Annotated in this window: 18 protein-coding genes and 1 pseudogene; 14 read left to right on the top strand and 5 right to left on the bottom strand. The window is 72.0% G+C overall.

What is annotated here, in order from left to right; genetic code table 11:
* The first annotated feature begins 28 nt into the window (after window positions 1-28).
* From ACIQMU_RS03515 to ACIQMU_RS03485, 7 genes are all read left to right on the top strand, one after another.
* Window positions 29-1,435, top strand: a complete 1,407-nt coding sequence (locus ACIQMU_RS03515) for a histidine kinase (protein WP_352240466.1) — start codon at window positions 29-31, stop codon at window positions 1,433-1,435.
* Window positions 1,436-1,475: 40 nt separating this feature from the next.
* Complete coding sequence (locus tag ACIQMU_RS03510; RefSeq protein WP_402688142.1) at window positions 1,476-2,546, top strand: response regulator; 1,071 nt, start codon at window positions 1,476-1,478, stop codon at window positions 2,544-2,546.
* A 204-nt stretch (window positions 2,547-2,750) separates the two neighbouring features.
* Window positions 2,751-2,981, top strand: coding sequence for a Flp family type IVb pilin (locus ACIQMU_RS03505; RefSeq protein ID WP_388535027.1), 231 nt, complete (start codon window positions 2,751-2,753; stop codon window positions 2,979-2,981).
* Window positions 2,981-3,589 (top strand): pilus assembly protein TadG-related protein, encoded by a 609-nt coding sequence (locus tag ACIQMU_RS03500; RefSeq protein ID WP_402688141.1) that lies wholly within the window; start codon window positions 2,981-2,983, stop codon window positions 3,587-3,589. Before ACIQMU_RS03505 ends, ACIQMU_RS03500 begins: the two co-directional genes overlap by 1 nt.
* 33 nt (window positions 3,590-3,622) lie before the next feature.
* Window positions 3,623-4,249, top strand: coding sequence for a hypothetical protein (locus tag ACIQMU_RS03495; protein ID WP_402688140.1), 627 nt, complete (start codon window positions 3,623-3,625; stop codon window positions 4,247-4,249).
* Between the two features lie 17 nt (window positions 4,250-4,266).
* On the top strand, window positions 4,267-4,887 hold the full coding sequence (locus tag ACIQMU_RS03490; protein WP_402688139.1) for an OmpA family protein: 621 nt from the start codon (window positions 4,267-4,269) through the stop codon (window positions 4,885-4,887).
* A 438-nt stretch (window positions 4,888-5,325) separates the two neighbouring features.
* The gene (locus ACIQMU_RS03485; protein ID WP_402688138.1) at window positions 5,326-6,891 is read left to right on the top strand and encodes a hypothetical protein; all 1,566 of its coding nucleotides are present in this window, start codon (window positions 5,326-5,328) and stop codon (window positions 6,889-6,891) included.
* A gap of 75 nt (window positions 6,892-6,966) precedes the next feature.
* Here ACIQMU_RS03485 and ACIQMU_RS03480 read toward each other — a convergent pair whose 3' ends face one another.
* On the bottom strand, window positions 6,967-7,656 hold the full coding sequence (locus tag ACIQMU_RS03480; protein ID WP_402688137.1) for a haloacid dehalogenase type II: 690 nt from the start codon (window positions 7,654-7,656) through the stop codon (window positions 6,967-6,969).
* Window positions 7,657-8,169: 513 nt separating this feature from the next.
* Here ACIQMU_RS03480 and ACIQMU_RS03475 point away from each other — a divergent pair.
* Window positions 8,170-8,763: a hypothetical protein gene (locus ACIQMU_RS03475; RefSeq protein WP_352240473.1), complete on the top strand. Its 594-nt coding sequence runs from the start codon at window positions 8,170-8,172 to the stop codon at window positions 8,761-8,763.
* Window positions 8,764-9,042: 279 nt separating this feature from the next.
* Window positions 9,043-10,242, top strand: a complete 1,200-nt coding sequence (locus ACIQMU_RS03470) for a hypothetical protein (RefSeq protein ID WP_402688136.1) — start codon at window positions 9,043-9,045, stop codon at window positions 10,240-10,242.
* 89 nt (window positions 10,243-10,331) lie between these two features.
* Here the strand turns inward: ACIQMU_RS03470 and ACIQMU_RS03465 are convergent, their stop codons facing one another.
* The 3 genes from ACIQMU_RS03465 to ACIQMU_RS03455 form a co-directional block, all read right to left on the bottom strand.
* Window positions 10,332-10,712: a DUF192 domain-containing protein gene (locus tag ACIQMU_RS03465; protein WP_352240475.1), complete on the bottom strand. Its 381-nt coding sequence runs from the start codon at window positions 10,710-10,712 to the stop codon at window positions 10,332-10,334.
* A gap of 171 nt (window positions 10,713-10,883) precedes the next feature.
* Entirely contained in the window at window positions 10,884-11,480 is a 597-nt protein-coding gene (locus tag ACIQMU_RS03460) for an SMI1/KNR4 family protein (protein WP_352240476.1), read from the bottom strand.
* 109 nt (window positions 11,481-11,589) lie between these two features.
* Window positions 11,590-12,385 (bottom strand): IS5 family transposase gene (locus ACIQMU_RS03455; RefSeq protein WP_402688135.1). Its coding sequence is split into 2 segments (ribosomal slippage): window positions 11,590-12,049 and window positions 12,048-12,385, totalling 798 coding nucleotides; the frame shifts between segments, so codons are not numbered across the junction.
* 258 nt (window positions 12,386-12,643) lie between these two features.
* Between ACIQMU_RS03455 and ACIQMU_RS03450 the strand changes: the two genes are divergently transcribed.
* The 3 genes and pseudogenes from ACIQMU_RS03450 to ACIQMU_RS03440 all read left to right on the top strand — a co-directional run.
* The gene (locus tag ACIQMU_RS03450) at window positions 12,644-13,564 is read left to right on the top strand and encodes a prepilin peptidase (RefSeq protein ID WP_402688134.1); all 921 of its coding nucleotides are present in this window, start codon (window positions 12,644-12,646) and stop codon (window positions 13,562-13,564) included.
* A gap of 239 nt (window positions 13,565-13,803) precedes the next feature.
* A complete protein-coding gene (locus tag ACIQMU_RS03445) occupies window positions 13,804-14,613 on the top strand; it encodes a class I SAM-dependent methyltransferase (RefSeq protein WP_402688133.1) in 810 nt (269 codons plus the stop codon).
* 136 nt (window positions 14,614-14,749) lie between these two features.
* Window positions 14,750-15,193, top strand: a pseudogene (locus tag ACIQMU_RS03440) (hypothetical protein); the annotation flags it as partial.
* A 679-nt stretch (window positions 15,194-15,872) separates the two neighbouring features.
* Here ACIQMU_RS03440 and mgrA read toward each other — a convergent pair.
* On the bottom strand, window positions 15,873-16,922 hold the full coding sequence (gene mgrA / locus ACIQMU_RS03435; RefSeq protein ID WP_352240479.1) for an L-glyceraldehyde 3-phosphate reductase: 1,050 nt from the start codon (window positions 16,920-16,922) through the stop codon (window positions 15,873-15,875).
* A gap of 262 nt (window positions 16,923-17,184) precedes the next feature.
* On the opposite strand from mgrA, the gene ACIQMU_RS03430 reads away from it, so the two are divergent.
* Window positions 17,185-17,946, top strand: coding sequence for an isoprenyl transferase (locus ACIQMU_RS03430; RefSeq protein WP_352240526.1), 762 nt, complete (start codon window positions 17,185-17,187; stop codon window positions 17,944-17,946).
* Window positions 17,947-18,342: 396 nt separating this feature from the next.
* On the top strand, window positions 18,343-19,665 hold the full coding sequence (locus ACIQMU_RS03425; protein WP_352240481.1) for a PhoH family protein: 1,323 nt from the start codon (window positions 18,343-18,345) through the stop codon (window positions 19,663-19,665).
* The last annotated feature ends 251 nt before the right edge of the window (window positions 19,666-19,916 follow it).

Below are 19,916 nucleotides of genomic sequence, written 5' to 3'. Positions count from 1 at the left end.
GGGAACGTGAGGTGGAGGTGACAGGAGCATGGCATATCAGCTCAGCGGCGCCCAGCCCGGACTGACGGCCGAACTGACCCGCGCACACGCCGGCACCCCGGCCCGCCCGGCCTTCGCCATCCAGGTCAACGCCCTCCAGGCGATGTGCCGCCAGGTGTTCGGCTTCCGGCTGGCGATGATCGCGATAGCGACCCCGTACGCCATCAACCGCACCGCCCCCGGCCTGCCCACCTGGTTCATCGGCTCCGCGATCCTCGTCACCTTCATGGGCTCGTACGTCCTGTTCCGGGACTGGGAGCGCTTCGGCCCGGTGCTGCTGCGCCACCCCTGGATCCTGGCCGTGGACGTCTTCTTCGGCGCCCTGCTGCTGATCACCGCGACCCCCGAGTCGACGCTCGCGTACGTCACCGTCTGCACCCCGCTGCTGGCGGGCCTGATCCACGGCTGGCGCGGCGCGGCGGTCTTCGCGGCGCTCCAGGTAGTGATCGTCTTCGGCGTGTACACCAGCGTTCCGAAGCTGGAGGCGGGCGGGGCGACGACACTCCTCCTGCCCGGCTTCTGCGTGATCGCCGGGGCGGTCGGGGTCACCCTGCGCAACCTCCTGCTCCGCTTCGGTACGGCCACCCAGGCGCTCACCGAGACCCGGGCGCGGCTGGCGGTGCACGAGGCGGTGGAGGGCGAACGCACCCGACTGGCCCGGGAGATGCACGACTCGGTCGCCAAGACCCTGCACGGCCTGGCCCTGGCCGCCGACGGCCTGGCGGGCTCGGCGGACCGGATGGACCCGCCCACCGTGAAACGCCACGCCGAACTGGTCGCCCGCGCCGCCCGCCGGGCCGCCGCCGAATCCCGCGAACTGCTCACCGACCTCCGCCGGGAGCAAGGGCTGGAGGGCGGCGTCGACCTCGTCGCGGAACTGACGGCCCAGGCCCGCGACTTCACCGACCGCCACCCGGTCGCCGCCACGTTCCGCCGCCTCGCCGAGGAGACCCCGGTCCCACCCGTGCCGCAGGCGGTCGCCCGACAACTCCTCACCGTCGCCGCCGAGGCCCTGGAGAACGCCCACCGCCACGCCCACCCCTCGTACCTGATCGTCCTGGCGGGCGTGAAGGGCGGCGTGCTCCGCGTCAGCGTCTACGACGACGGCCGCGGCCTGCCCGCCGGAACGACGCTCGACACCCTCCGCCGGGCGGGCCACTTCGGCCTCGTCGGCATGGTGGAGCGGGCCGCCTCCATCGGGGCCCGTATCCGCATCGGCCGGGGAAAGGCCGAGACGGGCACGGAGGTGCGGGTGGAGCTCCCCCTGGCGGCGCTGACGGGCCCGGCCACCGAGGACAACAGCCCGCCGGCCTCCCCGCCCACCCCCGTGCCGCGGCTCGCACCACCGGCCTCGGCACCGCTTGCGCCCGAAAACATCACGCCCCTTCACCCATGAGCCCCCACCCGTGACCCCGACCCTGAGAGGAGGCCGCAGCATGCCGGACGATGTCTCCCCCACGCCGCCCCGCAACCGGGCGGCGGCTCACCACCACGTCCCCCGGCACACGTCGTCGCACATCCCGCCCGCCCAGGCCCCCGGCCCCGCCGGACAGCCCGGGTGGCCCGGGCACACTGCGAGCCGGCCCCCGGCCGCTCCGCCGCCCCCGACACGCGGAGGACCTCACCCGACGGGCGGGGGGCCGGCCTCGACACCCGGAGGGCCGGCCGTGTCCCCCTTCCCACCGGCCCCCGCACCGCCCGCGCCGGCCCGCCTGCGGGTGGTGGTCGCGGACGACAACCCGGTGGTCCGCGCGGGCCTGGGCGTCCTGCTCTCGGGCCGGGCCGACATCCACGTCGTGGCAGAGGCCGCGGACGGCCGCGAGGCATACGAGAAGGCGTACCAGCACCGCCCCGACGTGGTTCTGCTCGACGTCCGGATGCCCGGTGTGGACGGCATCTCGGCCCTGCCGCACCTGGTCGGCATCGCGCCCGTGCTGATGCTGACGTACAGCCGGGAGAGCGGCATCGTCCACGAGGCGCTGCGGCTGGGCGCCGGCGGCTACCTGGTGCACGGCGAGTTCACGGCGGACCAACTGGTACGGGCCGTGCGCGACACGAAGGAGGGCCGGGCCAACTTCACCGCCACAGCTGCCGACGCGCTGCTGGCCCACATGCGCCAGGGGGCGGCCCCACAGGGCGGCCCGCCGCCCGAGGGCCCGGGGTCGGCGCCACCGGCCGTGCCCGCGCACGTATCACCGCACCCGCTCGGGACATCGGAAAGTCTTTCGCAACTGCAACCTTCTGTGGGACAGTCTTCTGTGTCCGGGGGGCCGGCGCCCGTCCCGAACAGGCGGCAGTACAGGTTGAGTTCGCGGGAGGCGGAGATCATGGACCTGATTGCGTCCGGAATGAGTAATCAGCAGATCGCCGCTACCTGCTTCATCAGCGAGAAGACGGTCAAGAACCACATCAACCGCATCTTCACGAAGCTCCACAGCGTCACCCGCAGCGAGGCCATCGCCCACTGGCTCGGCACCGCGCCCCGGACCCCCGGACGGCAGCCATGACCACGCGGCCACGCGACGAGGAGACCGGGAACGCCGTTTGGGCCCGGGAATGGGCCCACGGACCCTCTGGACAAGCGGCGGTTTGCCCTTATGTTTCTCACGTCGCCAACGTCACCGGCCAGGAGGAAGCCGGTACCGATGGCGGCACCGCAGGAACGTGCGAGTCGGCCGGCAACCGGTCGGCCGAACCCGGAGGGGAACACCATGTCGAACATCACCCTGAAGACCGCCGTCCGCGTCAACGGCTGGGCCAACACCGCCGTCAGCAGCCTCCAGAAGCGTTACGCGGCGAAGGACCGGGGTCAGACGGCGTTCGAGTACCTGGGCATCATCCTCGTGGTCGTGGCGATCATCGGTGCGATCGTGGCGACGGGTATCGGTGGCGCAATCTCGGAGCGCATCGACGGGCTGGTCGATCAGATCACCGCCGCCTAGTGGCCGCTTGCTCCCGACGCGACCGAGGGCAGGCCTTCCCCATCTACATCATGATGGTGGCGGGCCTGCTCTTCCTTGCGTTGGCATTCTTTGCTGTTGGCAAGGCTTCCGCCTTGCGTAACGGGTCCCAAGGTGCCGCCGATGCCGCTGCGCTGGCTGCGGTTCAGGAGGCACGTGATGACTTCGGGGTTGGGTTCTATGCCTCGCTCCCCGGGAACATGCTGGACGCCTTCCTGGACACGCCTTTCGTTCCGCCCTGCTCCGCGGCCCAACGATTGGCCGACGCCAATGATGCCGACCCGACCATGTGCGTGCCGGCCTTCGGCTACATGCGCGACCGGATCACGGTTGAGGTCGAAGGCCGTAAGCCGGTGGACTCGCCGGTGCTCCCCGGTTCACAGAACAAGAAGGCCAAGGCCAAGGCCACCGCACTTATCGAGTTTCGCTGCCCCAATCCGAAGGCTGTGGACTTCAACAGTGACGGAGTCCAGGACCTCTTCGTCTTCACGTGCCGGAACGGAAAGATTCTCGAGATCGCGCCCGCAAGCCCTCCACCGTGGGAGAGCGTGAGCAGAACTCTCTTTGATGTGCGGTTGGTCGACCAGTGACAGTGAAGCGAACGACAGTAGAGGAATCGGACCATGAGCATGCGGAGCAGCACGAGGAATCGGAAGACGTTGGCGGTTGCTTCGATGTCCGCCGCGTTCATCCTGGCGCTTACCGGCTGTGGAAGCGACAACGACGGCAAAGCCAAGGAGGAGAATGCGGCACCGCCGTCGTCTGCTGCGAGCACGCCCGAGACCGAGAGCACGGGGAGCGACACTGTGGCGCAGCAGGATACGGCCGCCGGGGAGAACGTTGACACCAGTGTGAGGCTCGCCGAGATCCGTGGGCAAGCCGGTGTCGTGATGATCGTCAACCAAGTGCAGCGCGACTCAGGTGGATTCGTAACTGTGCAAGCGGAAGTCAAGAATGAGGGGGACAAGCCAGCCAATCCGGCCCAGTGGGCAGGGAGTGAAAGCGTCATTGTGCGCCAAAACCTGTCATCCGTAGGCGGTGCCACTTTGGTGGACAAGGTGGGAAAGAAGCGCTACTACGTGCTTCGCGACACGGATGGTCGATGCCTGTGCACCACTAAGATCAAGCCGCTTCAGCCAGGCGACTCCACTGTCGTGTTCATGCAATTCCCTTCCCCGCCGAGCACGACGACGGAGGTCGACTTCTCCGTTCCGACGTTCGCCACCACGTCGCTCAAGATCTCCGGGTGAAAGCAGGTATGACGTCCATGCGTGCGTTTGGGCTCCCCATCGCGACTGCTGTTCTCCTGGCCACGACGGCCTTGTTCGGTGTGCCGACGGCGACGGCTGATGATGGGCCCAGTGTCCCGCCAGGAACGCAGGCGACGTCGGAGCCGCCTGTTCCCATCGACCCGAACGACCCGGACCTGAAGATGCCGGAGGGCGGCACCCTCGCCCCCGGCCGGGTCCTCGACATCGTCCAGGTCGTGGAGGCCCTCGGCGGTGAGGAGCGCCGCGAAGACAGCAACGCCGACATCAAGTTCGCGCTCCAGGCCGAAGTCCTCTTCGGCAAGGACAGCGCGAAGCTGAGCTCGGCGGCCAACGCCCGTATCGCCGCCATCGCCGAGGAGATCAAGAAGCAGAACGCGACCAAGGTCCGCGTCTTCGGCTTCACCGACAACCTGGGGTCCTCGGCCCACGGAGACGTCCTGTCCAAGCAGCGTGCCGACGCCGTGCACGGGGTGCTGTCGAAGGAGCTCGGCCCCGCCATCACGTACGAGATCCGGGGCTACGGCGAGCAGTATCCGATCGCGAGCAACAGCAGCGAAGAGGGCCGAAAGAAGAACCGCCGCGTGGAAGTCTCCTTCCCGCGCGGAGAGGGATCCTGACCTCCCTCTCCTGGTGACCTCTCAGGAGATTCACCGGAGACTCACTGGTCAGCGTGCCCGTCATCGTCGGCTGAGCGATGGCGGGCACGGGCGTGCCGGGCGAAGAGGCAGGGGCGGGGGAGTTTCGCCGCCGCCGACCGGGGCGAGCAGCCGGGCACGCTGACGTGCGGCATGGGGCGGCACGGGGCGGCGCGCTCCGGACCCGGACAGCCGATGGTCACGTTGCCGGGGAGGGGACGGGTCGCGGCCCCCCCCTGCCATGGCAGGAAACCGGCCATATGTTCTTCGGCCCGTCACCCGAACGGCGGTCCGTCGTTGGTGTTGTGGACCGGAATCCGGAGTGCCCGACGCAGCAGACTGTGACACGCCGTGCGCCGCTGACACATGCATCAGGTGGGGTGCCGGGGTGCACATACGAACAGCGTCGAGGAGGGTGTGATGGGTGTGGAGGCCCACGCGACGAACGAACGGGTGACGGGGCGTACATGGACGGTGCGGCTGGACCCCGTCGGCCGCAGCCGTGCGGACGTACGCGTCTCATGCAGCCGCCCGGCCTGCCCCGCGCAGGTGCTTCCCTCCGCGGCCGTCGGCCGCACGGCCGCGGTCGAGCATCTCAAGGCCCACCTGCGCGCGGGGCCGGCCCCCCGCGCGTCGGTGTACTGCGCGTGCCGCGCCGAGGAATGCCACACCCACATCCGCCCCGCCGGTCCGCGTGAGCGCCCCGCGCCCTGGCGGTGCGGGGGCGCGGTCGTCCTGGCCGTGGTCACGGACCGGGAAGGGCGTTGGTGGCGGGTCATGGAGTGCTGCTCACGCTGTGCGGCCGCCCACCCCACCGCGAAGATCGTCGCCACCGCCCCGGTCCAGGACGGGCCGGCTCCGGTCGGCAGCTCCCGGGCCGCCGCCGCCCCCGCGTCAACCGGGCCGGCCGCCGTGTCGGCCGTCGGCCCGCACTTCTCGCACAGCGCCCCCGAGGCCGCCGTCCCGCACCAGGTGCCGTCGTCCCGGCCCGCGAGGCCGACGCGGCAGCGCCGTGGCCGACGAGGGAGGATCGCGCAACGCTTCGTCCCGCACGACCTGCGGCCGGTCGCCCTGCGCGACGAACTCGCCGAACTCGGTGAACTCTTCCGCGCCTACCAGCAGCGCGCGGAGCCCGACCTCGAGGTGCTCGCCGACCTCCACGCCCGCAAGGCGAAAGCCTTCGCCGCCTGGGCCGACGTCACGGCCGACACGGAACTGCGCCTGGACGCACAGCGCGCCGAACAAGCCGCCGAGACCGTGCGGCTCCAGCATCTGCATCGCATCGGTGAGGCTCCGGACGGCCAGGAACCGGCTGTCGCACGGCTGTTGACCGCACCCGCGCAGTGGGACCACGCGCGGGCGGTCCTCACCCATGTGGCCGACCACGCTCCCCTGCCGGGCCCGGACGCACGCCTGCTGGTGGTGATGCTGACGCTGCGCACCGCGCATTCCGGTATCGGCAACCTCGTCGGCCAGGACCTCAAGGGGCTGCCCCTGAGCGATGCCGAGCACCTGGTGGGGCAGCTGCTGGAGTGCGGCTGGCTGGGTATCGCCGGGACCGTCGAGGAACTGATCGCCTCCCGCCCGGAGTGCCCCACCCGGATCAGCGTGCCGTCGCTGACGCCCGACGAGGGCGACCCGGGTCCCTTCACGTTCGGCAGGAAGATGCGCCCCAAGCTCAGCGGTTGGGCGCAGCGGGTCGTCGGGGAGAAGAAGCTCCGCAAGGCCAAGACCGCGGCCGAGGTGCGGTTGCTCGCGTTGGCCCTGGCCACCGGGGTCGACGCCGACGGGCAGCTGGGGCACCAGGGGCAGGGCATCGGCCTGGATGTCCTCTCCTCCTGGTGCGACGTCGCCCCCGGCGACCTGCCGGAGCTGGTGGACCGGCTGGCCGCGGCGGACTGGCTGGCGGAGGCGGCCGTCACCGACACCCTCCTCACCGGCCGGCTGACCGAACGCGTCCTCCCCCTCAGTTGCCCGCTGACCTGAGAAGCCCTGCACCTCGGCGGGGGCGGGGACTCGGGCTGGCCTGACCCTGACGGGCCGGGCGCCCTCCAGGCCCCCCTACGACACCCCGAGCTGCCCGGCCAGATCCGCCAGGTCCTCCGCGTACAGATCGAACCGGTCCGAGGACGTGGGCGGGTCGCCGACCGGGCGGGCCACGTAGGCCGTGCGCAGGCCCAGCGCCTGCGCACCTCGCAGATCCCAGGCGTGGGCGGCGACCATCAACAGGCGATCCGCCGGCCGTCCCGCGACGGTGACCGCCAGGCGGTAGACCGCCGGGTCCGGTTTGTAGGTGCGGGCGTCCTCGGCGGACAGCGCCTGGTGCCAGCGCAGTCCGGCGTGGGCGTTCAGTTCCAGCAGGGCCGTCCGGCTCGCGTTGGAGAGGCCGATGAGCGGGAAGCGCGCGGCGAGCCGGGCGAGCCCCGCCACGGTGTCGGGCCACGGCGGGAGGCGGCGGGCCGACCGGGCGAGCGCCTCCACCACAGCCGCCGCGTCGGCCCCGGCGGCCTCCGCGACGAGCCGGGCGGCCTCCCGGTCGAGGGCGTCGCTGGGGAGATAGGGCCGGTCGCCGTCGAGGACGCGGCGCTGTTCCCGCTCGATGTGCTGCTGCCACAGCAGCAGAAGCCGCTCGGTCCCGGGGCCGTCGGGGGAGGGGGCGAGGGCGCGGATGCCGGTACGGAGTCCGGCGGGCTCGTCGACGAGGGTGCCGAGCACGTCGAATACGACGGCGTCGATCTTCAGCTCTGCCATGGAGGAGTCTCCCGGGGGACGGTGATGGAAGGAGGGCAGAGGCGACAACGCCGTAACTGGGTCTGCATATGCCTCACTTGACGGTGCTCGGCTCCACGAATGCGTAAGGGTAGGAGTTCGCCGCGTCGACCGTGCCCTTCATCGCGTTCGGGCGCACCACGAACGGGACTCCCTTTCTGCCCGGAGGCACTCGCCGCCAGTGAGGCGGCGGGCATGAGGACGCCTTCGATCCCCCGACGCCCTCCCGGCGTCGGCGAAGCCGTACCAGCGGACCGGCGGCAGGTCGTACAGGAGGCCGTACAGCGGTACGGACAGAAGTACGGACAGCATTACGGCCAGGGCGGCGAGCAGGTACAGGGCGCGGGAGGACTCGCGGTACGCGGCGACCGTTCCGCTTGGGGCCGGCCATGGGCCCGTGGGCCCACGCGGCCCCGGCCGCCGCTCAGTACGCTCGGCTGTGCCGGGTGTCGCCGACCACGACGCCGGAAGAACCACGATGGGGGTGGGGCGTCGATGGATGCCGGATTCTTCTACTCGTACCACCTGGGCTGGACCCGGGTGGACGCCCGGACACTGCTGGGCGATCTGGAGGCCGAAGGACTCCGCCCGGCGCATCCGGTGACCGGCCGCACGGTGCTCGTCAGCCTCGACTCCGCGTCGCTGGGGTCCCGTTCGCCCGTCACTCGCGAGCAGTTGCTGTCCATCGCCGGTCTCCAGCGGCTGCGCGAGGTCGGCTTCGTGTTGTGGACCGAAGGGGGCCTCGACCTGCTGGTGCGCATGCGGCGGGCCCGGGACGGCGTCGTCGCCGTCGAGTTCTCCGTCGGGGAGCTGCCCGAGCCGGAGCGGGAGCGTGCGGTGTGCGCCATCCGGCGGACCGTCGGACGCGCCTCCGTGCTGTGCATCGGCTTCGTCGTCGACCGGAGCGGCGCGACGGCCGCCACCGACTGGGACGGTGTCGTCATCGAGGGCGCCGCGCACCTCGACGCCTGGCCGGACACCGTCGCCGTACGGAACGAGACAGCGGCCCGGCATCCGCAGCTGGCGGTCATGGACGCGGTGGAGATGTCACCGTGGAAGGCGTTCGGGAACGAGGTGCTCGGCGTCTGAGCGGAGGCCCGGCCACCCGGACATCGAGGCCCGGCCACCCGGAGATCGAGACCCCGGCCGCCCGGACACCGACACCGGGGCCCGGCCACAGGTACGCCGCCGCCCCGGCCGCCGATAGGCCGCCGCCCCGGTCGCAGGTACGCCGACGCCCCGGCCGCCCGGGCTCCTACGCTGCGACCGCCCGGGAACGCAGCCCCGGCCGGGACGCCCGGGCCCAGAGGGGACCGGCTCTCCTCCCCGGATAGGGGGGAGCCCGGCGCCAAGGTCATAATCGGCCGTATGTCCGATCACCAGCTCCGCACCCGGACGCACACCGGTCCGGCCCCGGGCCCCCGCACTCCCGGGTCACGGTGCGCCGCCGCGTTCCGGGCCGCCGCGCCCGCGCTCGCGGTCTACGCCGCCGTGCGGGGCCTGGGGCTCCTGGTCTTCTGGGTGGCCGCGTCGGCCGCCGGGAAGGACCCCCTGGGGCCGCTCAGCGGACGCTGGGACTCCGTCTGGTACCAGCGCATCGCCGAGAACGGCTACCGCTACACCGTCACCCTCCCGGACGGCTCCGTCCACTCCGACCTGGCGTTCTTCCCTCTGCTCCCGGCCCTGGAGCGCGGCCTCCGGGAGGTGACCCCGCTCACCCTCGGCGGCGCCGGACTCCTGGTCGCCTGGACGGCCGGGCTGCTCGCCGCCTGGGGCATCTTCGCCGTCGGCTCCCGGCTGCGCGGACGGCGTACGGGCGTGGTGCTGGCCGCGCTCTGGGGCGTCTACCCGACGGCGTTCGTCCAGTCGATGGCGTACACGGAGACTCTGTTCACCGCCCTGGCGGCCTGGGCGCTGTACGCCGTCCTCACCGGCCGCTGGATCGTCGCGGGCGCGCTGTGCGTCCTGGCGGGACTCACCCGGCCCACGGCGGCGGCGCTCATCGCCGCCCTGGCGATCACCGCCGCCGTCACCCTCGTATGGGAGTACCGCGACGAGCGCCGCGCCGGCCCGGTCCTGCGCCGCAACGCCCGGATGATCGCGGGCGTGGCGCTCGCGCCGCTGGGCTGGCTGGCGTACGTGGTGTTCGTGGCCGTACGCGAGGGGAGCCCGTTCGCCTACTTCGACGTCCAGGCGCAGTGGGGCAACGACATCGACGGCGGACGCGCGCTCGCCGCCTTCATCGCCGGGCTCCCGTGGCCCGCCGCCCTCGGACTGTGCGCGGCGCTGGGCCTGCTGGGGTGGCTGGTGGTGCTCTGCGTACGGCAGCGGCAGCCGCTCCCGGTCCTCGTCTACGCCCTCACGATCGTCGTCATCTCGCTGATCGGAGCCGGGTACTTCGGCTCCCGGCCGCGCCTGATGATGCCCGCCTTCCCGCTGCTGCTTCCGCCCGCCGTCGCCCTGCTGCGGCCGCGCACCACGGGGCGCACCGCCGCCGTGCTCGCCGTCCTCGCCTGCGCGTCGGCCGGTTACGGAGCCTGGACCCTCCTGGGCGCGGGCCCGCCGTAGCCGCGCGAATGCCGTGCGGGCCGGCTGGAGCCGCACCACGCTCCGGGCCCGCTACCCCCCGTTCCGTGCGCGCCGAAAACGCTGCCCGACTACGTCCCCGACGCGGGGACCGCCGCCCTCGGCTCCACCCGTACGCCGGGCCGCACCCCCCACCGCTCCATCGCCCCGGCCTCCGCCTCCAGCACGTGCCGGGCTCGCGGCCGGGGCAGCCCGAGGCGGCCGGGTCGCATGGTGCGGACGGCCAGGACCGTGAACTTCCGGTCCAGGTAGGCCACATCGATGGGGAACCGCATCCGGAAGGTGTGCACACTCCCGCACGGGGTGAGCATCAACGCCCCCTCGATACCGTCCCGCCCGAGCAGCCCCCGGGTACGCGCCCGGTACGAGGCCGCTATCCGCAGCGGCACCTCCCGCGCCCCGGAGTCGGTGCCGATCGTGAGCGTCCCGTCGCCATCACGCCATGTCCTCATGGGCACCGACCGTAGCCCCCGGCGGACGCGGACGGACCGTGAACGGCCCCGCCCGCCCCCGGCGGACGCGGACGGACCGTGAACGACCCCGCCCGGGCCTTAGAGATCGTCTCGATTGGCTGACTTTCCGAGCCGGGGGGGGGGTGATCCGGTTGCCGTGGTGAGACGGGGTTACATGCTGCGGTCCGGGCCATGCCATGGCTCTGGACGTTCGGCGGCGGTCATCGGGAGTCTGCGCAGTTGGACCGGATCGGGGTAGAAGGCGGAGCTGTGGGGGCCGGCCATGTTCTCGCCGACGAGGTAGCGGTAGAGCCATTCGGTGAAGCTCATGTGGTGCTGTGACCAGCCGCCTTCTCCGTCCTCGACGAGGAGCCATGGGGTGTCAGCCCCAGCGGCGAGGAAGATTGTCTCTCCTCGGTCGGTGCTCGCGATCGGCCACAGACCCTCGCGGGTGCCGAAGCTCAGCTCCCTGAGTCCGAACAGCAGGCGAGGGTCCTCGTCCGCGTCGAGGTCGTCCCAGGGCACCTCGGACCATGCCCGGACCGTGTCGCGTATCCAGTGGCCCAGGTTCCACCGCTCGGTCGCCGGGTGGGAGAGATACAGGTGGCCGTTGAGTTCGATGGGAGCGTATGCGTCCACAAGGGCCCGGTAGTCGGAGGGCAGTTGTACGCCGAGTTGTGCGTGGAGCCGGTCCCACGCCGATGGGTCGGCATAGCGGTTCTGGGTCTCTCCGAGCATCGCCATGACGGCGTCCAGATAGTCAGTCATGGGCTACCTCGATGGTGTACGCACAGGTCTCGGCACGAAGCGGCGGGCCGAGGCCCGGGTGGGTCATCCGATTACGCCTTGGATCATCGCAGCCCTGGCACCGTCCTGCTCAGGCCGCCAGCCTGCGGTAGCAGATCAGGGTGGCGGCGATGCCGGCGAAGGCCAGGAAGTGTGCGGCCTTGCGCTCGTAGCGGCGATGCAGGCGGCGGCACCCGGCCAGCCATGCCACCGTGCGTTCCACGGTCCAGCGGTGACGTCCCAGTCGCTGGGAGGATTCGATGCCCTTGCGGGCGATGCGCGGTGTGATGTGCCGCGAGCGCAGCCACCGGCGCAGATGGTCGTAGTCGTACCCCTTGTCGGCATGCAGCTTGGCGGGGCGGCGCCGACGTGGTCCGCGGCGCGAGCGGATAGGCGGGATGCCGCGCACGAGGGGTTCCAGGCCCTGGCTGTCGTGCATGTTCGCGGCGGAGATCCCGATCGAGATGGGCAGACCGGTCCGCTCGGTGATCAAGTGGATCTTTGATCCTTTCTTGCCGCGATCTACGGGATTCGGACCCGTAAGTCCCCCCTTTCAGGGCCCGCATGTTCACCGAGTCGATCGCGCACCGGGACCAGTCCAACTCGCCGCGGGCACCGAGCTCGTCCAGGACCAGGCGGTGGAGCTTGCCCCACACCCGGGCCCGGCTCCATTCGGTGAACCTCCGGTGCGCGGTAGGCCCCGACGGGCCGAAGATCAGCGGCAGCTGCCGCCACGTACAGCCTGTGGTGGCTACGAACACGATGGCCGCAAGTACTTGCCGATCCCCATACCGACGTCGCCCGCCGCCCTGCGGACGCACCGGAGGAGCCGGGACCACCCGCTGGAACGACTCCCACAACCCGTCCGGAACCAGACGCTCGACCATAGCCATCACGTGAGTGAGCCTAATGATCAATCCAGTTGAGACGACCTCTTAGGGCGTGTCCGGCGGAGCTTGACCGGGTCCGCGGCGTCTGGCACGGCACCTCGCGGCGTTGCCGAAACGCCCGAATCGCTCCGCGATGAGGACGTTCCCGCGCCTTGCGACGCACCGCACCGGACGCCGCGGCCTATCCGGCCCTGATCCGCCGGGCATGCCCCGGGGCCCAAGCCGCCTGTCCCCGCCGCCCGTTAGGGTCGTCGGGTGGACGCCGCGCTGCTCGCCCTCGCCGCTGTCTGGGGTGCCGTCTCCGGACTGCTGATCCCCCGCGCCGCCTACCGGTTCTCCGTCGAGCCGGAGGAGCCCTGGCGCACGGCGTGCCCTGCGGGCCACCCGCTCACCGGCCCGGCCCACGGCTGGCTCGGCCCGGCCCGGTGCGCGCCCTGCGCCGCCCCGGCGGCCCCGGACGTCCCAGGGGCCCCGGGGGACCGAACCGCACCGGGAGCGCTCGGCGACACCGGAGGCGATACCGGAGGCGACACGGGAGGCGACACCGCCGCCGGCCGCCCGGGTGCCGGACCCGAGGCCCGAGCCGGTACCGGCGAGAGCCCCGTGGCCCCCGCCCCCGCCCCCGGCACGTCCGCCTACGCCCCCGGCGTCCTCGCCCCCCTGGTCACCGCGGCCGCCTGTGTCGCGCTCGCCGCCGCCACCGGGGCCAGGCCCGAGCTCGTCGGATGGCTGGCGCTGGCCCCCGTCGCCGTGCTCCTCGCCGTGGTCGACCGGCGCGTCCACCGGCTGCCCGACCCGCTGACCCTGCCCCTGGCGGTCGCGGCCGTCCTGCTGCTCGGCGGTGCCGCGCTGCTTCCCGGGCACGCCGGATCCTGGACCTCCGGCCTGCTGGGCGGCCTGGCCCTCGGCGGCTTCTACCTCCTGCTCTTCCTGCTCAACCCGAACGGCATGGGCTTCGGTGACGTGAAGCTCGCCGTGGCCCTGGGCGTCGCCCTCGGCTGGTACGGCTGGCCCGTGCTGTTCCTGGGCGGCTTCGCCGGGTTCCTGTTCGGGGCGGCGTACGGACTGGGCCTGGTGCTCCTGCGCCGGGCGGGGCGCAGGACCGGCATCCCGTTCGGACCGTTCATGATCGCCGGGGCGTTGACCGGCCTGCTGCTGGGGGCGCTGGCCGTGTGAGGAGGGGCGGCGTGCGGGGCGCGCTCCACGCGCTCCGGCCCGCCGGGCTTCCACGCGCCGCCGCCCGGGCCTCCGCACGCCCCGACCCGCTCCCGCACACCGCGCCCCCCCCGGCCCACACACCGCCCCGCGCGCCGCCGCCCCTGGCCCCCGGGACTCCCGCCCCCCCCGGGGACCCCCGCACGCCCCGGGCGCACAATCCGTTCGCGTGCTCCGGGTCCGCCTGACACGATTCCCGTATGCCCGAACCACCCGCTCCCGTCCCCCCGCCCTTCGACTCCGCGGCCTCCCGCGACCGGTTCGAGGCCCTCGTAGCCGAGGCCGACGCCGTTTCCGTGGACGGCTGGGACTTCTCCTGGCTCGACGGCCGGGCCACCGAGGAGCGTCCCTCCTGGGGGTACGCCCGCGCGATGGCCGACCGGCTCGGTCGGGCCCACGCCGCGCTCGACCTCCAGACCGGGGGCGGCGAGGTGCTGGCCGCTGCGCCGAAGCTCCCGCCGGTCACCGTGGCCACCGAGGCGTGGCCGCCCAACATCGCCCGCGCCACCGCCCTGCTGCACCCGCTCGGGGCGGTCGTCGTCGCCGACGAGGACGAACCGCCCCTGCCCTTCGGCGACGAAGCCTTCGACCTCGTGGTCAGCCGCCATCCGGTCACCACGTGGTGGGAGGAGATCGCGCGCGTCCTGACCCCCGGAGGCACGTACTTCTCCCAGCAGGTCGGCCCGGCCAGCGTCTTCGAACTCGTCGAGTACTTCCTCGGCCCCCAGCCGCCCGAGGTCCGCCGAAGCCGGCACCCCGAGGACGCGCGGGCCGCCGCGACGGCGGCCGGGCTGGAGGTGGTGGACCTGCGGTCCGAAACCCTGCGCACCGAGTTCCGCGACATCGGCGCGGTGGTCTACTTCCTGCGCAAGGTGATCTGGATGGTGCCCGGATTCACCGTGGAGCGGTACCGGCCCCAACTGGCCGCTCTCCACCGGCAGATCGAGGCGGAGGGGCCGTTCCTCGCCAGCACCGCCCGCTTCCTCGTCGAGGCCCGCAAGCCCCGGTGACGGCGGCCGGGCCCCGGCTCGCGGTCAACTTGCCTGGTCCGTACGCCAGTTCAGCGGCGCCCCCCAGGCAACGGGATCGGGCGGGCGGCCGTCCTACTCGTCGGGACGCACACACGGTGAAGAGGTGGGCGCGGTCATGACCGTGGAGAGGGAAGACGGTGCGGGGACTCCCGGGCGCGCGCGGCCCGGCAACGCCGACTGGCTCGCGGGTGCCAGGATCACCGCCGTCCTCGGGGTCTACTACCGGCCCGAGGGCCGGGCCGGCGAGCCGGAGGCCGTCGAGTTCGTCCTCGCCGAGGACCAGTCCGTCCTGCTGACCTGCGCCTCCGACCGGACGCTCCGCGTCACCCCCGGCGCATGGCCCCGGCTGCCCGACTGGTGCGTACCGGCGAGCCGGTGGCAGCACGCCCCGCCCGCCCTCCTGCCCCCGGCGCCGTCCGATGGAGCGTGGACGGTCGTGGGCACCCAGGAGCTCAGGGACGCCGACGGGGAGGTGCTCGAAGCGGTCATCCGGTGCGAGGAAGGCGACTTCGTGGTGGTCGCCGGAGACACGATGGCGATCGGCTTCGCTCCCGCTCCCGCTCCCGCTCCAGCCCCTGCTCCCACCGCCCCACTCCCACCACGCCAGCCCCCGCTCCCACCACTACCAGCCCCCGCTTCCACCGGCTCCCACCGCCTCGGCTTCCGCCCCTGACCCCCGCCCGTAGGCCCGGCCCGCCCGTAGGCCCGGCCCGCCCGTGGGCGCAGGGCGGCGGTGGGCCCGGCCCGAGCGTGGGCGCAGGGCGGCGGTGGGACCGGCGGCCGAGCCCGGGCATGCCCCACGTGCAGGCCAAGGCCCGCCCGCGAGCGCGCCCGGGGGCGGGGCGGCAGCGGCCCCCGGCCCGGCCGCGTCAAGCCGGCGCCGCGCGGCGACCCCTCGATACCGGGGCCGATAGTGGGACCCGTGCTGCCCCGCTGTCAGGCACGCCACCGGGCCCGGCGGGGGGCGCGACCGGGTGCGGCGCGCCCTCTCGGTGGGCGTGAGCCGCACGCGCAGGGGAGCCCGGCGAATCCGGAGAGTCATGGTGGCGTGGCGTGGCGCGCGGCAGCACTTACGAAGGGTTATGGTGGAAACCCCCCCTCGGGCCGGTCCGTATCCCCCCCCCACGGACCGGCCCGTTTTTTGTGCGCCGGCACGAACGCGCACGGGCCGGCGCGAACACCCCCGCACTCCGCACTCCGCACCGGCCGTCGGCGGCCCCGCCCCGCCGGGGCCGGCGTCAGCTGCGGCCGGCCCAGATGTTGGTGCCGGCCGTGTCCACGGCGAAGGCGTCGATCTCCCTCAGCTCCTCGGCGGTCAGCTCCGGACCCGCGAGAGCGGCCACGTTCTCCTCCAGCTGGCGCACGCTCGACGCGCCGATCAGCGCCGAGGTCATCCGGCTGTCGCGCAGCACCCACGCGATGGCGAGCTGGGCCAGCGACTGGCCGCGGCCCCGCGCGATGTCGTTGAGCCCGTTGAGCCGGCGGACCACCTCGTCAGAGAGCAGACCCGGGTCGAGGGACTTGCCCTGGGTGGCGCGCGATCCCTCCGGGATGCCGTTCAGGTACTTGTTCGTGAGCAGGCCCTGTGCGAGCGGTACGAAGGAGATGCAGCCCATTCCGGCCGCCTCCAGGGTGTCGAGCAGCCCGTCGTCCTCGATCCAGCGGTTGATCATGGAGTAGGACGGCTGGTGGATCAGCGCCGGCACGCCCATCTCCTTGAGCAGCCCGGCCGCCTCGGCAGTCTGCTCCGCGTTGTACGAGGAGACGCCCACGTACAGCGCCTTGCCCTGCTGGACGGCGGACGCCAGGGCGCCCATCGTCTCCTCCAGCGGGGTGTGCGGGTCGAAGCGGTGCGAGTAGAAGACGTCGACGTAGTCGAGGCCCATCCGCTTCAGGGAGGCGTCGAGCGAGGACAGCAGGTATTTCCGGGAGCCCCACTCGCCGTACGGGCCGGGGTGCATCAGATAACCGGCCTTGGTCGAAATGACCAATTCGTCACGGTATGGGGTGAAATCCTGGGCGAAAAGCTTGCCGAAGTTCAGCTCGGCGGAGCCGGGCGGCGGGCCGTAGTTGTTGGCCAGGTCGAAGTGGGTGACGCCGAGATCGAAGGCGCGGCGCAGGATCGCCCGCTGGGAGTCCAGGGCCCGATCGTCGCCGAAGTTGTGCCACAGGCCCAGCGAGAGGGCCGGAAGCTTGAGGCCGCTGCGCCCGGTCCGGCGGTACTCCATGGAGTCGTAGCGCGAACCGGCGGCGCGGTAGCGCAGGTCGGGGGAGAGGTAATCAGTCACGTTTCATTCCTTATCACGGAGTTGTGACAGACCGGGTTGGGCCCCCGTGCCCCGGCCGCAGTAATGTGGCGGCTTCGGGGAATGCCGATGTGCGGCGCGGCGAAGGCCCGCGTGGCCCGTGCCAGTGGTAGGGGCGCGGACCGCCGAGGGATCGTGCGGCGGTGATGGCCGTGCAGCGATCCCCTGCGGGGGACGGCCCCCGGACCCCCGGCGACGGGGAGGGCGGGCCCCTGGCCCGTACGGAACCGAGAGGGTGAACGCAGTGAACTTCCGCGACCTGGTGTACAGGCTCTACGCGCGCCGGGTGGGGGGCCGCCTGGACCACGACCAGGTGCCCAAGCACATCGGGGTCATCCTCGACGGCAACCGGCGGTGGGCCAAGGCGTCCGGTGGATCGGCCGTGCAGGGCCACCAGGCCGGTGCGGACAAGATCTCCGAGCTGCTCGGCTGGTGCAGCGAGACCGAGGTCGAGGTCGTCACCCTCTGGATGCTGTCCACGGACAACTTCGACCGGCCCGAGCACGAGCTGAAGCCGCTGCTCGGCATCATCGAGAACACCGTGCGCAACCTCGCCGCGGACGGACGCTGGCGCGTCCACCACGTCGGCACGCTGGACCTGCTTCCGCCGGAGACGCAGACGGTGCTCAAGGAGGCCGAGGAGTCCACGCACGGCACCGACGGAATAATCGTGAACGTCGCGGTCGGATACGGCGGCCGCCAGGAGATCGCGGACGCGGTGCGCTCCCTGCTCCTGGAGCACGCGGAGAAGGGCACGACCTTCGAGGAGCTGGCCGAGGTCGTCTCCACCGACCTGATCTCCGAGCACCTCTACACCCGGGGCCAGCCCGACCCCGACCTGGTGATCCGGACGAGCGGCGAGCAGCGGCTGTCGGGCTTCATGCTCTGGCAGAGCGCCCACTCGGAGTACTACTTCTGCGAGGTCTTCTGGCCGGCCTTCCGCAAGGTCGACTTCCTCCGGGCGCTGCGCGACTACGCCGCCCGCCACCGCCGCTACGGGGCCTGAGCGAGGGCCCGTTCCGCTCCTGTCGCCCACGCGTCTCCCCGGCTCCCCTATATAGGGGAGCCATGCGCGTATACAGCGGGGTCATCGCGCGTCCACCGGGACTTCTCCACACCGTGTCATATGCGGCGGCATGGCTTCCCGCGATAGAGGGAATACCCCTGTCAGGTCGACATCCGGTCACCAACCAGGCGGATGTCGCATCCAAGTGAGCGGCACCCAGCCCGCTCGCCCGGGAGGCCCTTTGCGCACGAAGGACCGTAGACAGTCTGCGGCCGACGCGGTGGCCGTGGTCCGGCCCGCGCACAGGGGCCCGATCCCGGTCCGTCCTCTCCCTTCGGGGAGTTCCGCGACCGTCCGTCGCACTCCCCGTCCTCGTCCGAGGGGGTACGTCCTTCCGTGGTGACCAGCAGCAAGCGCCGCATGCTCGACCGGCGCACCTACGTTCTCGACACCAGCGTCCTGCTGGCCGACCCAGGCGCCATGGCCCGCTTCGACGAGCACGAAGTCGTGCTGCCGATCGTGGTGGTCACGGAACTGGAGGCCAAGCGGCACCATCCCGAGCTCGGGTACTTCGCCCGGCAGGCCCTGCGCCTGCTGGACGACTTCCGGGTCCGGTACGGCCGGCTGGACGCCCCGATCCCCCTCGGGGATCTGGGCGGGACGCTCCGTGTCGAACTCAACCACTCCGATCCCGGCGTCCTGCCCGCCGGCTACCGGTTGGGGGACAACGACTCACGGATTCTCGCGGTCGCACGCAACCTCCAGGCCGAGGGGTACGACGTCACCGTCGTATCCAAGGACCTGCCGCTCCGCATCAAGGCGTCCTCCGTGGGGCTTCTCGCCGAGGAGTACCGCGCGGAGCTGGCCATCACGGACTCCGGCTGGACGGGCATGAGCGAACTGCCCCTCTCGGGGGAGCAGGTCGACCTGCTGTTCAGCGAGGAGACGCTGTACGTCCCCGAGGCCGCCGACCTCCCCGTGCACACCGGCCTGGTCCTCCAGTCCGAGCGCGGCAAGGCCCTCGGCCGGATGACGGCCGAGGGCAACGTGCGGCTCGTGCGGGGCGACCGGGAGGCTTTCGGCATCCACGGGCGCAGCGCCGAGCAGCGGATCGCCCTCGACCTCCTCCTCGACGCCGACGTCGGCATCGTGTCGCTGGGCGGACGCGCGGGCACCGGCAAGTCGGCGCTGGCCCTCTGCGCGGGCCTGGAGGCGGTGCTGGAGCGCCGTCAGCACAAGAAGGTGATGGTCTTCCGCCCCCTGTACGCGGTGGGCGGGCAGGAGCTCGGCTATCTCCCCGGCAGCGAGGCCGAGAAGATGAGCCCCTGGGCGCAGGCGGTCTTCGACACGCTCTCGGCGGTCGCCGGGCGCGAGGTCATCGAGGAGGTCCTCGGGCGCGGGATGCTGGAGGTCCTGCCGCTCACCCACATCCGCGGCCGCTCGCTGCACGACGCCTTCGTGATCGTGGACGAGGCGCAGTCCCTCGAACGGAACGTCCTGCTGACCGTGTTGTCCCGTATCGGGGCGAATTCGCGTGTCGTGCTCACCCATGACGTCGCCCAGCGGGACAACCTCCGGGTCGGCCGGTACGACGGAGTCGTCGCCGTCGTCGAGAAACTGAAGGGCCACCCGCTGTTCGCCCACGTCACGCTCACGCGGTCGGAGCGTTCACGGATCGCCGCGCTGGTGACCGAAATGCTGGAGGAAGGCCAGATCTGACGCGTTCGTGCCTGTGATGCCGTCCGGCGAGCCAAGGAGCTTAGCCGGGCGGCATCGTGCTGTGCCGTCATTTCCGGAAAGCCGTAGGGCCAAACGAGGTGTGACCTTTCCCACGTGGCACAGAATTGCCTCCCGGTGTCCCGGTCCGGCAGAGTCTTGCTTCCGTCAGGCCCCGCATACGGCACTTGGGCACCTCCAGAGGCGCCACGCATCACACAACTCAACACGAGACGCCCGTATGCCGCCCGCGA

The sequence above is a fragment of the Streptomyces sp. NPDC091649 genome, assembly GCF_044756785.1.
Classification (GTDB): Bacteria; Actinomycetota; Actinomycetes; order Streptomycetales; family Streptomycetaceae; genus Streptomyces.
This window is presented reverse-complemented; position numbering and strand designations above follow the sequence as displayed.